The 15,113-nt window shown below is 43.8% G+C and carries 13 protein-coding genes and 1 pseudogene; 7 read left to right on the top strand and 7 right to left on the bottom strand.

Annotated elements, in window-relative coordinates; genetic code table 11:
* The first annotated feature begins 182 nt into the window (after window positions 1-182).
* The 3 genes from DK188_RS14400 to DK188_RS14390 all read left to right on the top strand — a co-directional run bounded on the left by DK188_RS14400 (window position 183) and on the right by DK188_RS14390 (window position 3,507).
* Window positions 183-1,202: an alpha/beta hydrolase family protein gene (locus DK188_RS14400; RefSeq protein ID WP_111671510.1), complete on the top strand. Its 1,020-nt coding sequence runs from the start codon at window positions 183-185 to the stop codon at window positions 1,200-1,202.
* A gap of 164 nt (window positions 1,203-1,366) precedes the next feature.
* Window positions 1,367-2,551 carry a hypothetical protein gene (locus tag DK188_RS14395; protein WP_111671509.1) on the top strand — a complete coding sequence of 395 codons (1,185 nt, stop codon included), beginning with the start codon at window positions 1,367-1,369 and terminating at the stop codon, window positions 2,549-2,551.
* A 176-nt stretch (window positions 2,552-2,727) separates the two neighbouring features.
* Window positions 2,728-3,507: a hypothetical protein gene (locus tag DK188_RS14390; RefSeq protein WP_111671508.1), complete on the top strand. Its 780-nt coding sequence runs from the start codon at window positions 2,728-2,730 to the stop codon at window positions 3,505-3,507.
* 309 nt (window positions 3,508-3,816) lie between these two features.
* Here the strand turns inward: DK188_RS14390 and DK188_RS14385 are convergent.
* The 3 genes and pseudogenes from DK188_RS14385 to DK188_RS14375 form a co-directional block, all read right to left on the bottom strand.
* A pseudogene (locus DK188_RS14385) lies at window positions 3,817-4,167 on the bottom strand (transposase); the annotation flags it as partial.
* Window positions 4,168-4,297: 130 nt separating this feature from the next.
* Window positions 4,298-5,038 carry a subclass B1 metallo-beta-lactamase gene (gene bla, locus DK188_RS14380; protein ID WP_111671506.1) on the bottom strand — a complete coding sequence of 247 codons (741 nt, stop codon included), beginning with the start codon at window positions 5,036-5,038 and terminating at the stop codon, window positions 4,298-4,300.
* A 62-nt stretch (window positions 5,039-5,100) separates the two neighbouring features.
* Window positions 5,101-5,982: a sulfatase-like hydrolase/transferase gene (locus tag DK188_RS14375; protein ID WP_111671505.1), complete on the bottom strand. Its 882-nt coding sequence runs from the start codon at window positions 5,980-5,982 to the stop codon at window positions 5,101-5,103.
* Window positions 5,983-6,040: 58 nt separating this feature from the next.
* Here DK188_RS14375 and DK188_RS14370 point away from each other — a divergent pair, with 58 nt between their 5' ends.
* From DK188_RS14370 to DK188_RS14355, 4 genes are all read left to right on the top strand, one after another.
* Complete coding sequence (locus tag DK188_RS14370; RefSeq protein ID WP_198673023.1) at window positions 6,041-7,312, top strand: MFS transporter; 1,272 nt, start codon at window positions 6,041-6,043, stop codon at window positions 7,310-7,312.
* A 149-nt stretch (window positions 7,313-7,461) separates the two neighbouring features.
* Window positions 7,462-8,499, top strand: coding sequence for a sugar phosphate isomerase/epimerase family protein (locus tag DK188_RS14365; RefSeq protein WP_111671504.1), 1,038 nt, complete (start codon window positions 7,462-7,464; stop codon window positions 8,497-8,499).
* A gap of 106 nt (window positions 8,500-8,605) precedes the next feature.
* Window positions 8,606-9,199 (top strand): dihydrofolate reductase family protein, encoded by a 594-nt coding sequence (locus tag DK188_RS14360; RefSeq protein WP_111671503.1) that lies wholly within the window; start codon window positions 8,606-8,608, stop codon window positions 9,197-9,199.
* A gap of 28 nt (window positions 9,200-9,227) precedes the next feature.
* The gene (locus DK188_RS14355) at window positions 9,228-9,671 is read left to right on the top strand and encodes a nuclear transport factor 2 family protein (protein ID WP_111671502.1); all 444 of its coding nucleotides are present in this window, start codon (window positions 9,228-9,230) and stop codon (window positions 9,669-9,671) included.
* A 19-nt stretch (window positions 9,672-9,690) separates the two neighbouring features.
* On the opposite strand, the gene DK188_RS14350 is transcribed toward DK188_RS14355, so the two are convergent.
* The 4 genes from DK188_RS14350 to DK188_RS14335 form a co-directional block, all read right to left on the bottom strand.
* On the bottom strand, window positions 9,691-11,295 hold the full coding sequence (locus DK188_RS14350; RefSeq protein WP_111671501.1) for a hypothetical protein: 1,605 nt from the start codon (window positions 11,293-11,295) through the stop codon (window positions 9,691-9,693).
* 126 nt (window positions 11,296-11,421) lie between these two features.
* Entirely contained in the window at window positions 11,422-13,260 is a 1,839-nt protein-coding gene (locus DK188_RS14345) for a tetratricopeptide repeat protein (RefSeq protein ID WP_111671500.1), read from the bottom strand.
* 16 nt (window positions 13,261-13,276) lie between these two features.
* A complete protein-coding gene (locus DK188_RS14340; protein WP_111671499.1) occupies window positions 13,277-14,104 on the bottom strand; it encodes a cyclase family protein in 828 nt (275 codons plus the stop codon).
* 156 nt (window positions 14,105-14,260) lie between these two features.
* A complete protein-coding gene (locus DK188_RS14335; RefSeq protein ID WP_111671498.1) occupies window positions 14,261-15,112 on the bottom strand; it encodes a sugar phosphate isomerase/epimerase family protein in 852 nt (283 codons plus the stop codon).
* Window position 15,113: the final 1 nt, after the last annotated feature.

Below are 15,113 nucleotides of genomic sequence, written 5' to 3'. Positions count from 1 at the left end.
AATAGAAGAAAAACACCCTATAACAGCCGTTTGCTGCAATGGGGGTTGACGTGGTTAAATCAAGTGCAGCGCTTCTATCAACAATTGTGCTTGGTTGACAGTGAAGTGCTCCGAAATCCCCCACTGCGGCAAGCGCCAAACCGTTATCTGCAAGCATAAAACTAAAGTCATCTAAAACCACAATGAATAGAAAAGCTATAATTTATTTAACGTTGTCGATAATAGCAATCGTTTTCACTTTGACCTCTTGCGAAAAAGACTATTTCTCGAAAGACGATAAAAAATCATTGTTTGCAGAGCCAACGACAACGGAGCTTGACAATGTTTTTAATTATTGGCAAAACAGAAACCTTACCCCGACAGACTATCAGGTTGTACAGCAAGAGAATATACTTTCAGGGGCATTTGTACTAAAAATAGTTTCCTTCAATGTAAATAACATAAAACAATATGGACTATTGGTAATTCCAACTGCAACAAACACTGTTTCTGTACAAATATTGGTTGGAGGGTTTGGACTAAATAGTACTACCAACAGCGTAAACTTAGTGGTGGACAATTCTAGTTCAGGGCAAGCCAACATACTTGCAATACCTGCATTACGAGGTCAATCATTAGCAATCACAATTAACGGAACTCTATACACATCACCATTATCCGAAGGAAATCATTGTGAAGCTTTTGACGAAGCAGCGGATGATGTGCTTGCTTTTTTAAATCTAATTCAGCAAACAGAAACCCTTGCCGATGTGAACAGAACAGGTGTGAGAGGTGGTAGTCGTGGTGGCACAGTCGCAATGTTGGCAGGCCTTAGAGACACAAGGATAAAACGTATAGTTGGCGTTGTAAGCCCAACCAATATGTTGGAACTTGCTTCTCAAAATGAGAATGACGCTACTTATCAATGTCAGTATTTAAGTGCTTATAAAAATGGACAAGCAACTTTAGAAGAAACAAGGAGAAAAATGATTGCATCATCCCCTATTTATTTTGCCCAACATTTACCTTTAATGCAATTGCATCTTGGCTTGAAGGATACAAATGTGCCAGTAAAGCAAGGTTATGACCTTGAAGAAAGAATAATAGGATTAGGTAATGCAGCAAACTTTCAATTGTTTACTTATGACAAAACACATAGCGACATAGCAACCAACAATCCAGAACTTGCAGAAAGAATTCAACAGTTTTTATCGCAATTATAAATGCCAGCAGATAACAAAGGTTTTGCCTCAGGCGGGCAGACGTGGAAACTTGGAGCTTTGTGCTTCTATTTAAGTATAGTGGTCGTTGACAATTTTGTGCTCCGAAACCTGCCCGAACGCAAAGGCCCGAATCGTCATGGCACATTATAGAAAGACCGAGCTAAATGACAAATATTCGATTTAGAAAAGAAAAAATATCAATTCAGAATATCGGTCGACAGAGATTTTGGATTGGAATTGTTGCAGGACTGATTTCAGCAATTTCAATTTCATTGTTTTTTAATCAATCAAGAGAAACACTTAGGCTATTGACAAGTATGTCTGCTGACTTGCTGATTTTAAAAAAAAATGAACTTCTATTTTTCAACTATTTCTTCTCTATGCTTTCAACTGTATTGGGACTTTCAATCACAATATGGATTTGGATGCAAAACAGGAAACATAACAGGAGAAAAGACAGAATTTACAAACAGCTTGCAATTACCAATGCACTTTTAATCTTTTGGGTTATTTTGATGATAATTTCTCGTTTTGGCTCAGTTCTTCCAATCATTTTATTTGGGAATGCAGGTTTCGACAACCATTTAAACCTTTTTGACGAATTTTGGATACTTTTCGTCCTATTACCAATTATGATATTTCTGCAAAGTTGGTTTACGGTTCGACTTGTTTATCAATCAGGAAAATGGATTTTCTTTTCTCTTCTATTTTGTATAATGACTGCATTTACGCTTCAATTAACAACGTCAGTTAATCAAGAAATACTCAATTCCGCATACCACCAAAGATTTGAAAAGGACAACAATTATATCGACAAAGAGATAAAAATTGCAAAAGAAAAATATGGGGTAAACTATAACGAACAGACCATTGAGATTTTGAAAAAACAGATAACAGAAAGTTCTATGGAACAGATTGCAAGGGTGAAAAAAGCATTTTCAAGTGACAGACCTGTCTCAATGGACACAATTATTCTTCAAAAAATAATTATCAGAAACTTCAAAGATGGGGCTTGGCATTATTACAGACAGAACTCTATAGAAAATTGGAGATACGCACTTCCTATTGACATTCTGAGGCAAATTGACAATTATGAAAGAAGCTCAAACCAGACCAAAGAACTTTTTGAGATTTTGAAAGAAATGATTGACTTAGTCAATACACCAGAGATACATTGGGAAGAATATCAAAATTATACAGAGACAGAAAGACGAAGAAGTATGGGAGCAAGATATAATATTCCTGACCCATTAAAAGAACAGTTAAAAAAAGTTCGGACACGACTATTGGAAGACGACCGATATTCTGATTTTTCAAATGATTTAAAAGCAATAAAAGACAGGGAATGAAAGGAATAACGTGCCATAACATCACCTATACGCAAGCAGGGGTTTCGTGCTTCGTAGGACAGTTAAGTGGTAAATTTAAAGTTCAGTTCTTCGTAGGAAGTTTAGTGGTTAAAAGCCCTGCCTACGTATAGCTGAATCCTGTTACCTGCAAGCATAGAAGAAACGCACAGCAAGAAATGAGCAATAAAAAATTGAACAAACCTTTTTGGACAAACCAAAATTCTAAAATACGAAAAGACTTTTATAAAAGACTTCTATATATTGGCATTTGCATTATTCCAATAATAATCTTTGCAGACAATAAAGATGAATTTAGACTTGTACCGTTACCATTCTTTCTTTTCGGAATGTATCAACTTATCTTAATTGTGGGACAATCACAATTTATAGTTGACGACTTTTTCCCACCAAAGAAAAATTTTGAATCTACAACCGAACCATTCAACAAATTCATTAATTATTTTGCTATGACTTTATTTTTTTGCAGTCTTGTTTTCTTAATTTTTGAAATAGGTATAATTGATAACACTATTAATGGAACAACTTTATTTTGGAATTCAGCTTTAATTGGGTTTGGTATTGCGACACTAATAACTATAATACTTAAATTGACAAAACCATCTGTATATCACGAAAGTAGCAGACGCTATACAGTTCATTTTGGCTTATTTATAGGTTTATTTTTATTAATACCAGCTATGACAAGTTTTATAAATCATAATTATGCAGAAAATACAGAAAATTGTAAGGCTTATGAGATTGTCAGAAAAAGTACAGGTGGAAAACGTAATAAATCCTCTTGGCTGTTTTTAAAATTAGAAAATAACTCAAAAGAGCGATTTGATGTCAGTCGGACATTTTACGATAAAGTAAATGAAGGTGAACAAATTCAACTTTGTACAAGAAAAGGAAAACTCGGTTACGACTTTGTTGAAGAATTTAAAACAATAAACTAATGACAATAAAGGGAGGGAAAATGCCAGCAGGTAACAACTAGGTTTTCGTTGCGTGCGAAGCACGAACAATGAAACCGCTGTTGCACTGCCCGTCCCGATTATTTCGGGAAAACCGGTGAAGGACTTATGGGGATTGAGTCGTTATTTTTGGAGGCAAAGGATGTGTCCACTTAGTTTGAAAAGTAAAACCTGCCAGCAGATTCAGTATCGAATCAAAAAAATAGATCATTTTGAGCCCTTCCAGACACGTTTTGGAAGGGCTTTTTTATGGAATAGACATAGATCTTCCAGCCTGATCAAAATCAGAGATTAGAATTGGGTCGGGATAGCTGAAAAGACTGCCTTTGGCGGGCCACGCTTGGGTAGGCGCTGAATGCTCACCATGCTTTCCTTTTGGCAGCAGGGACAGTACCTTGGATTGTAGCTTTCCAGAATTCTGGGTTCCTTTTTCGGGATCGGAATTCCAAGTTCCTGATGAATGAGTGGTATCGTGATCTGCTTGGCCGAACTTCCCATCCCGATAGCTATCGGGACAAAGTGCCGAATTCGCACCAATCCTTTGGGCAGGATATGCAGGGAGAATCGCCGGATAAACTCCAGATTGTCCAGACTCATCTCCAGTTTCTAGGCTCCCTGGCGGTAGTCTTTGTAGCTGAAGGTGATTTATGGCAGTGAATCTTTTAAATCCTCGCCTTCAGCAAGCTGAAATCCCCATTTTGAAGCTTATAAACACAAATCCCTCCTCTCACATCTCAATCGGGAATAGCACAAAGCATCGCTTCTCTGACCGCTATTTCCCCTCAAATATCTGAATCGTGTAATCCAGCAATTCCACCCCACCGATCTTTCCATGTCCTGGGATGACGGTTTGGACTTTGGGAAAATTGGATTTCACTTTGCTGACCGTCTGTGACCAAGCGGCCGTATTGGCGTCGCCCAAAAACCCGAATCCTGCGCCTACTTCCTTGATCAGGCATCCACCGAAAAGCACCTGATCTGCAGGGACAAAAGCCACGACATTGTCCTGCGTATGTCCTTCTCCAAAAAATCCACTTTGCACCTGCATGCCTCCTGCATTCAAGACGAGCGACTCTTCAAACTGATTTTGGGGAACGAGCTCCCCTGCGTCTTTTGCCAAAGCAAGCGTCCGCGAGGAACCGTAAGAAGGAATTCCCTTTGCATGAAAAGCACCCAAACCGCCCAGACAATCGTCGTGAAAATGCGAAGCGACAACCGCTTTTACGGTGAGCTTTTGCTCATTTACCAGCCAATCGATCAACTCCGCGCTGGCCTCATCATTTGCCGGCGTATCAAAAACGAGCGCCTCGCCCCCATGGATGACTACCATTCCATTGCACCCGACTTTCCCAAAATCCTGTGTTTTGAGGTAGCTGATGTGTACGAATGTATTGGGACTGATTTGCTCGATTTGGAGCATCTCAGAGTGGTAGCTGAGTTTATTTTGCTGCGCAAAGAGGCTTGAGACGGCACAAATAAAAAGTGAAACAGCAGTGACAAAATAAGTTTTCATGAATCTGATTAGTTTGGAAAAGCAAGTTAAGATTACGCTTGATTTTCCTCCCTAAGTCCGGCTTATTTTAATCTATCTTCTACGTAGCCCGCGATCTTTTTCTCCATCTTTTTGCGCAGCTCCTGTAGGGTCTTTTGGTAGTCTGGGTTTGAAGCCAGATTGTTTTTTTCCAAAGGATCCACACTCAGATCATACAATTCCTCATGTCCGGGATCATTGATGTAGCGGAAGTATTTCCATCGCTCGGTACGGATCGCTTCACTCGGGGGAATGATCGGGTCAGGAATCGTGATATATTGATACATCGTATCGTACGCTGGAGACCAGAAATACTGCAACTCCGCTGGATCGTGGGCATGTGGCGCACTGAAACTCAGCGAGAGCATAAAGGGCTTTTCCTTCGGCGCATTTTCTATAAAATCCATCGCCTGCTGCCCGGTATATCGGGTCAGGTGAACGGTGTCTTTCCCCAAAGTTTTGAAAAAATAGCCACGTCGATCGTCAAACTTTCCATTGCGATCGTAATTCTCCCCCTGATCAAAAAGCCCGTCAAACTCAGCATAATTCACTCCGAACTTTCCGAAAAAACCTGTGTAATAACCGGCCTTTCGCAGCTGGACGGGATAGGATTGATTGATATACGGTGCCTTGATGTCGCCCTGACCAAAGGTGTAGCCATGCGTACGCTCATACATTCCTGTCAGGATACTCGCCCGACTCGCCGCGCAGATCGGTGTGGTAACAAAGGCATTTTCAAAATAGGTCCCCTCGGCTGCCAACCGATCCATCTCTGGGGTCTGAATAATCGAATTTCCGGCAAAACCCAACGCATCCCAGCGCTGATCGTCTGTGAGGATAAAGATGATATTGGGACGGTTTTGCTGCGCAAAAGCCGGAAGTGTACTTCCTAGCAGCAGGAAATAGAGCAGCACCTTTTTCACCATACGTGGATCAGTTTTTTCACAAATGACAAATACTTTTCCGGAAAACCATCCTGCTCTGATGAAGATTTGGCTAGCCAAAAATATCTTGGAGAACCGACCATCTTTTCTAAATTTAACCAAGAACATTCTTCACCTGAAAAGACAGCACGGAATCCTTTTGAAAAAGCACCTTCTTCTCATCATCATCTACTTGGCCTTTATCAGCTTGGGACTTCCAGACTCGATTTTGGGCGCTGCATGGCCGGCAATGTTTGAAGATTTGGGAGTTCCTCTGGACTATGCGGGATTTATTTCCATGATTGTAGCTGCGGGTACGGTGATTTCGAGTTTGTATAGCGGAAAGGTGATCCAACGCTTCGGTGTACCATTGGTCACCACATTCAGTGTAGGGATGACTGCTCTTGCTTTGATGGGTTTTTCACTTTCCGGGCAATTTGGCTACCTCTGCCTCTTGGCCGTGCCTTTGGGACTCGGGGCAGGTAGTGTGGATTCTGCACTCAACAACTACGTCGCCCTGCAGTACGAAGCTCGGCACATGAACTGGCTCCACAGCTTTTGGGGAGTAGGTGCAGCAATTGGGCCGATGATTATGGCAGGCTACTTGGCCAAGGGCGAGCCTTGGTCAGCAGGGTATGAAACGGTAGCCTGGATTCAGCTCGGTCTAGTCTTGATTTTGATCTGCTCTATACCCCTCTGGAGCAAAACTGAAGCAAGCCAAGAAGAACATCCTGAAGAAAAATCGCCTGGATTGATTACGATGCTGTCGACCATGGCGGGATTGAAACAAGCCTTATTTGTGTTTTTCTGTTATTGCACGATTGAGGCAACATTTGGACTGTGGGGAGCGAGTTTTCTGGTGTTTGAGCGAGGGTATGAAGCTGATCAGGCGGCTCGGCTGACTTCACTTTATTTTTTGGGAATCACGATCGGGAGGTTTCTGTCGGGTTTTCTTACTGCTCATTTTACCAACAGGCAATTGGTCTACTTGGGCCAAGGAGTCATTGGATTGGGATTGGTTTTGCTCTTTCTTCCGGTTTCGTTCACCGTTATCCCAGGGTTTCTGCTGGTAGGCTTGGGCTGCGCACCGATCTTTCCCAGTCTACTTCACGAGACCCCCGGCAATTTTGGAGAAAAACACTCCCAAAGCATCATGGGATTTCAGATGGCAAGTGCCTACGTGGGGATCACGCTGATGCCTTTTCTTTTCGGGAAAATCGCAAGCTTCACAGGTTATGGGTTCCTGCTTGGGTTTCTGGGCGTCTTTCTGGGGTTGATATTCTTCTTTACTCAGGATATGAATAAGAAAATCCTACAACGGAAGGGCCGATAGCTTTTTCCAGATCAAAACCTGAATACACATAATCTCGAGAGACCATTTTTCAAGTCTTGATACTGAAAATCAAAACCCGTTTGGATTACGCATTACATTCTGATTATATTTTAAAAACACTCCTAAACTCAAACCCTCTCTAACCCAAAATGGACAATTCCAGACGCGATTTCATCACCAAGCTTGGCCTAACCTCCGCAGGACTCGGCTTATCCCCTCTTTTACCGACCAGTCTATTTGCTTCAGCCTTTGCAAAAAAAGCGCAATTCGAAGCGAAGATTTCATTGGGTCAGTTTTCTTTCGCCTCGGAATTATTTTCAGGTAAGATGACAATGATGGACTTTCCCAAGCGGGCAGTCCAAGAACTGGGCATCAACGGATTGGAATATGTTTCGATGTTTTTCAATGGCAAGCACACCGATGCCGCTTTTCTGAAAGAATTAAAAGCCCTCACCGAGGACCTCGGAGCGAGCAATCACCTGATCATGGTGGATGGAGAAAATATCGCAGCGCTGGATTCCGCTGCGCGAAAAAAAGCCGTGGCGAGCCATCACCCTTGGATCGATGCCGCCAAATACCTTGGCTGTACCTCCATCCGGGTAAATTTGGGTGACACCAGCAAAGCACTAAGCGGGGAACCAGAGGAAGGAAGTGCAGAAGAGGTGGCAAAAGCTGCACTAGATGGCTATTCCTCCCTTTTGGAGTATGGCGAAAAGATGGGAATCAATGTAATTGTTGAAAACCATTTTGGCTATTCGACAGATCCAGACTGGCTGGTGGGCATCATGAGTCAGGTTAAATCGGATCGGAAAGGATTCCTGCCGGACTTTGGCAACTTCTGTGCACAGCGTAGCAAACCGGAAGGAACGGGAATCCAGGCGCTACTGAGCACTACCTGCATCAAGGAGCATGATAAGTATGAGGGTGTGGCCAAAATGATGCCCTATGCCAAAGGAATCAGTGCCAAATCCCACAAGTTTGACGCTGCAGGCAATGACCTCGAGACAGACTATCGCCGAATGTTTGAACTTATCAAAGCTTCCGGCTGGACTGATGGCTATATCGGCATCGAATACGAAGGGGGACTGTACCGAGATATGGGCGGTGACATGAGCTACTTGTCCAATTCAGAAGGAATTCTGGCCATGAAAAAGTTGATAGAAAAGACGCTGGCGGAACTTGGATGAATGGCATGAATCTGATTCAATACCAGCAGGGAATGACCACTCAAAAATCATCTTCATGCAATTCTAAACTAGAAAAAGTTTGACTCACCTTAATTCCAACTAATTCATGCGTCGACTGATCGTAATGTCTTTTATTTCTTTGGATGGCGTGATCCAATCACCGGGTGCCCCTGAGGAAGATACCGATGGAGGCTTTAATCTGGGCGGTTGGGTAGCACCCTACCATGACGCAGTTTCGGACAAGATCATGGAGCGACTCCTGAAACCCGCAGACTTGCTTCTCGGGCGAAAAACATTTGAGATTTGGGAAAACTACTGGCCAGCACATGCTGCCCATTGGCCCAGAATCAATGAAGTCACCAAATACACGCTATCTCGGACTAGAAACTCCTCGGATTGGTCGAATACAGTATTCCTCGATTCCGTCTCTGATATAGAAAAAATCAAGTCCACTGCTGGCGGGGAAATTCACGTCTGGGGCAGCAGTGAAGTGGTCCAGCTGCTTCTGAAACACGGACTGGTGGATGAATTTTGGCTGATGATCCATCCGGTTCTATTGGGGCAAGGCAAAAAACTGTTCAATGCCGAATCAACTCCGGTTGCATTTACCCTTATGGAAAGCATCACCAGCCCCAGTGGGGTTATTTACGCCAATTACCATCGAGCTGGCGAGGTGAATACCGGAACCATTGGATCATAAATTAATATTCAGGCCAAACTTTTCATTTATGAAATACCTACTTACTCCACTCCTATTCTTTGCCAGCCTCTTTTGGACTTTTGCCCAGACTCCAGAGGAACAATTGCTGCAGCTTGATCTTGGTTGGGAAAAAGCAGTATTGAACTCAGATGTGGATTTTTTGGAAAATCTCTTGGCGGATGAGTTCGTCTGGGTCCATAATCACGCCAGTCTAATCGATGGAAAAGAACAAGCCATTGGCCGGGCAAAACGGATTCAGGCTGGCCAGGCAAACGACACCCGAAACCGCACTTCCCGAGATCAACAAGTGGTGATTTTAGGAGAAACGGGGGTAGTTAGCGGGTTTACTGTCGTGGATCGCGGGCCTAGTCCGACCACCTATCACTTTATGCGGACCTACAGCAGGATCGATGGCAAATGGAAATTGCTAGGCAATCACACGATGGCGATTCCCGAGGAGGAACTGAAGTAAATCTAAACTTTAATTCTCCTCAATTACATTTTGGGGCTACTTCCTGAACTTTGCTTTGGGTATCGATAAATTTATCCAATACTGTGTATCCCAGCAGCGTGATCACCACGGAATTTTCCTCCACAGCATTCACTACTCCATTGAAATTGGAAAACAAAAAGATCGTGCGGATTTCGTCTCCAGTCAGGTCACGTCCTTTTTCATTTTTGCCTGTAATCCGGATTCGCTGCACATGGTTGACCCGCACATTTTCATAGTATTGATAGGCATCATAGACTAGCGATGCAGTACGGGGAGGCACAGTGATGACACGGCTGGAGAAGTAGCTTTCCCGCTTGCTGATGGTTTGAGACTGGTATTCTGTAGATTCGGAAGTGATCGATTGACTCCATTCAAACCCTGAAGTAATCGATGCACTGGCCGTGGCTCCTGACCCGAAAAACGTACCACTTACCTCCACTCCTACCGTGGCCGAGACAGATACGGTCTGAGTGGTATTGACAGAGATGGTCTCCGACCATCCCACTGTGGTGGTCCGCTCTTCACTGAAGTCAATTCCCACTGTCTGCTGGAGCTGTCCACTACTGCAATTAGTCAGTGTGCTGTTGAATGTGAAGCCGGTAGTGGGCTTGGGAAGTATTGGCTGAATCGAGGTGGAAGCTATGGGTTGAGCAGCCCACTTGATATCATTGGCGACGATTCTCCAAAGTACATCTTTGCCATTGCTATGGTTGACCGTCAAGCCTATGCCAGGTGTATCTTGAATTTTCCTATTTCTGAAATCAAGTAGTTGGAAAACTCCATCTTTTAATTTTTTAATTACAAATTGATAGGGCTCTTGATTGGCACTGGAAAGCACGGCTAGATTTGTCCTTTTTGAATTCACTACCCTCAACCCCGCAGATAAACTTCCTAAAACCAGGTATTCGCCTGTGCTGGCCAGTCGGATGTGGAAGGTATTTTTCTTTCCCAAAACAGGCGAGATATTGAATAAGAAATTCGGTTGAGCTCCAGAAAAAGTGGTATTGGAGCTGACAAACATAACATTGTTATTATTTGTCATTGCAGATTTGCCAGGGACTCCTTCATTAGTTGTGGTTTGAAAATAAAATCCAGTTCCCTCTCCAAACAAGTACGTGGAGACTTGCTCCGTCTCTGGTATCGAACCCGCATCTACGACGATAGGAGTCAAGCTGGGAAGTAAGGACCGAATGCCTAAATCGATTTTCGAGGCAATCGTTTTGCCAGTTTGGTCCTTGACAGTGATATTCACCTTGACACCATCCGTCAACTGCTTGCTCTGGGCTTCGGTGAGGTCTTCTACGGGGATTTTCAGCACCGCTATATAGGCGACTTCATTTACAGGCACCTTTTCGGTTAGGATTCCTCCAGTGGTTTGAATTTCAAATTCGACTTCTGCCGGACTCAAGCCTTTTCTGGCAATTTGCCTCAGGTTCAAAGTCAGTCCAACTTCTCCTGCATAGGTTTCCAGATCACTTTCCGATATTCCGTCCCCTTCCGCTACAGTACCGGGTCCAGTAGGGGTCGGCTCTTCGGTCTCTCCGCAAGCAAAGAATAAGCTGAAAACTAACATTGCGAGGCAAAACAGTGATGTGTTTTTCATGATCAATAGGAATTAAAAGAGTACTCCGCTGAAAAGCCCAACGGATGAATCAAACCTATCTTTCAATCCATGGAAAGCAAAAAATCGAGGGGGGACAAATGGTATACTCTACGAAAATTGATTGAATCAGAGCGAAAGTATGACTTCTTCAAGCGAATCTCCGGTTTCCAAACCCAACTTTTTGCGAAGTCGCTGTCGGGCCTTTTTTATGCCAGGCATACTGATCATTAGGATATTGGCCATTTCCTTGGAGGAGAGATTCATGCGAATCAATGCCATCAAGCGGTATTCTGCTGGCGAAAGTCCAGGGAAGTTTTTAGATGCTTTGGAAAAAAACTCGGGATGCACTTCCTCAAAATACTTGGAAAAAGTAGCCCAACCCCTGTCGTCGCTCAGGTCTGAGTTGATGGTTCGGATCAGCTTTTGGTAGCCAGAAGTAGCGTCGGATTCATCTTTAAGCTGGAGAGCCGTTTGCTTTAGGTTTTCGAGAGTTTCATTCTTTTTTGCCAAGTGGAGTGCTTGGGCAGTCAGTGCTCGGGACTTGAATTGAAGTTGCTCATCCATACGGAGTCGCTCAAGTTGATTTTTCTTGAGCTTTTGCCGATAGGCGTAAAAACCAATCCCCAGTAGTAAGGTAAGCGCAATCACACCTGAAGCAAGCAAAGTCATCTGAAGTTGGGAAATCTCAGCTTTTTGTTCCAGCAGAAGAATCTCATTTTCTTTCTTTTCCAAATCAAAAAGGGTACGCTGCTCTTCAATCAGTCGGGATTTGGTCTCGTCCAAAAGGGAATCTTTGAGCGCTGCAAAAGCACGAAAATCCTCCAAAGCCCCACTGGGGTCTCCCATGAGCTCTTTGGCTTGAGATCGAAAAAAATACCCAGTACTCAAAGTTTCCTTGGCCCCTTGCTCCTTAGCCAATACGATGGCCCGATCCAAGTAAAGAATAGCTTGGGTAGATTGCTTGAGTCCGATATAACTCTGACTAAGGTCATTGTAAGCCTCCACCACCTTGATCGCGTTCCCGGTTTCTTCAGCAAGCGATAGACCTTTAAGCAAAAGCGGAATAGCCTCTTGGTAGTTTTCCTGAGCGTTCAAGGTCTTCCCCCAGTTGGTATAGGCGGTACCTTGGAGGTCTTTGGATCCAAGAGCTTCGGATAGGGCAATGCTTTCTTGGAGATATTGGATCGCCTGGGGGAAATCATTCAGATAGAAATAGTTATTCCCGATGTCATTTAGGGCCTGAGCCTGAAAAAATCGATCCTCATATTTCTTGTAGATTTTCAAAGCGAGGAGATTGTATTCGATCGACTTCTGAAAATTTTTCAGGCTGGTCTCGAGACTTCCGAGCAAATTGTAAGCATCTGCTAGTCGGAGTTCATCTCCGGTGTTTTGGAAGATTTTTACTGCACGGAGTGTTTCTTTCAGAGCAATATTCAGATTGCCACGACGAACCTCTATTTGCCCCTTCAACTGAAAATCCCCGCCCAAGAGTAAACTATCCGGTTTGATTTCCAGCAACATGGAAATGTTCTGGTCCAAAAGCGCCAATGCGCTGGGATAATCGCCCTTGTAATAATCCAAAATTGCCAAAGCAAAATTGACCTTAGCCACCCTTTCTAATGCCTCCAGCTCCTGAAACATAACCAGAGCCTTTCGGTACCAAACCGCCGCCGAATCGTAGTCATTTGTGTTGTTGACTAGCACACCGATGTTGTAGGTGGCTCGGGCAATTTGCATCGTCTCTCCCTCCTTTTCGGCAAGCTCCAAATGTTCAAACCCGTACTTTTTGGCCTCTGAGAGATCATTAAAAACGTAGCTGTCAAAAAGCGCCTGAAGCACTGAATAGCGATCCTCTCCTTTCGGGTTTGATTTATAGACCTTGAGCAGGCTATCCAACTTTTGGCAAAAGACAGGCTGGGTCAGCAGACTAAGCAGAAGAACCAGAAGCAGACTATTCTTTAGCATAATCTAATGGGAAAAATCAGGGCTTTCCTACTCCGGCGATGATCCGCAGCGGGCCTCCACTTCCATTTTTGATCTTCATCGGTAGTGCTACGATGTAAAATCCCTTTTCGGGGAGTTGATCCAGATTGGCGACATTTTCAAATCCTGGGATATTGTAGCCCATCAGAACTTGATGCGCTGCAAAGTCTTTCGACTGACCATAGTCCAAACTCGGCGTGTCCAGTCCTACAGCTTTGACTTTGCGCTTTTCTGCCAAAAAACGGGCACAATCGGGATGAATACCAGGAAAATGCAGCTCAGGAATGGCTTCCATGCCGACTTTGGCAGTCCCAAAATACTTTTCCCGATCCGGATAAAAAGCTCCATATCCGGTACGAAACAGCACAATACTTCCTTCAGGAATTTCTCCATGTTGGCTTTCCCAATTCAAAATAGCTATAGAATCTATCAGGTAATCCCGATCAGCTAAAGCCAACTCACTCACGTCAACCAAGACAGCCTCACCAGTCAACTGATCCAAATCCAGCTGATCTAGGGTTTTCCCACTTGCTGAAAAATGAATCGGTGCGTCCAAATGTGTCCCCCCATGTTCGGGAGTGGAGAGACTGTTGGAAGAATAATAATAACCCAAATCAGTGATTCCATCAGCTTCGGTTTCCAGTTCAAAGCCTTTAAGGTTATTTGGCCAATAAAGTGTAGTCGAATCAAAAGGATAGGTCAGATCGATCCATTGAAGTTTGGAAAGAGCCGCCAGTGGTTCAGATTCTGGGGATTCTTCCTGTACTTTATCTTTGCAAGAAAAGAGAAAAACGAGCCAAATGGCGGGAAGAAAAATAGTTTTCATACTTGAAATTATAGGAAAGAGACTTCCTAAGATAATCAAGCTGAGCGAATTGAATCAAAAATCAGAAGATAAAAACTGCCTTATGGATCATATATTCCAAGACGTCCTTAAAAAATCAACTCTTATTTCTTGCTTCTAATCTCTTGCCGCTCTCTATTACAACCCATACTTCGCCCCCATCTCTCGGATGAGTTTGTAGCCGTTTTCGGCCATGTCCCAAGGTGCTGAAAACTCACGCCAAACTCCGATGGAATTGGCAAAATCGGGATCATTTCGCGTAAAGCCTTCAATGGTCAACCAACCGGAATAACCGACTTTTTTCAGGGCAGCAAAGGTTTCGTCAAAGTTCACATGACCCGAACCGGGAGTTCCGCGGTCGTTTTCGGAAATGTGGAAGTGGCCTAAGCGAGGAGCGATCTTTTCGATTGCCAAACCCAGCTTTTTCTCTTCCATATTGGCATGATGCGTGTCAAACATCGCCTGCACGTTCGGATGATTGACTTTCGCCAGCAAGTAATCCAACTGGTCCATGGTATTGGTGAGGTAGCATTCGAAACGATTAAGCGCTTCAGGAGTCATGAGCACACCAAGCTTTTGCGCATGGTCAGCCACTGAGTGAAGCACTTCAGCCGACCAGTTGTATTCGTCCTCCATGGGTGCACGGCTGGCAAAGGTGGCGAAAGCAGAATGATAAGGTCCACAGAGCACCTGAGAATTCAAGTCTGCTGCACGATCTAAGGTCCAGAGCAACTTTTCCTTTGCCTTTTCACGGACTTTGGGATCAGGTGAAATCGGATTTTCATCGGGGCTAAGGACAGTCACGGTCGTAACTTCCAGCCCGATGTCGGCACAGTGCTTCCCTACCGAGACAAATGCCTTTTCTTCCCAGGGTCCAATAAAAAATTCTGCGCCATCGTAGCCGATTTGCTTTAATCTATCCAGAATCGGAAATAAGTCAGCTGACACTACTGCTGACCAAGCCAGCACATTGAATCCTATTTTGTTCATG

Origin of the sequence: Algoriphagus litoralis, assembly GCF_003259255.1 — a bacterium.
Classification (GTDB): Bacteria; Bacteroidota; Bacteroidia; order Cytophagales; family Cyclobacteriaceae; genus Algoriphagus; species Algoriphagus litoralis.
This window is presented reverse-complemented; position numbering and strand designations above follow the sequence as displayed.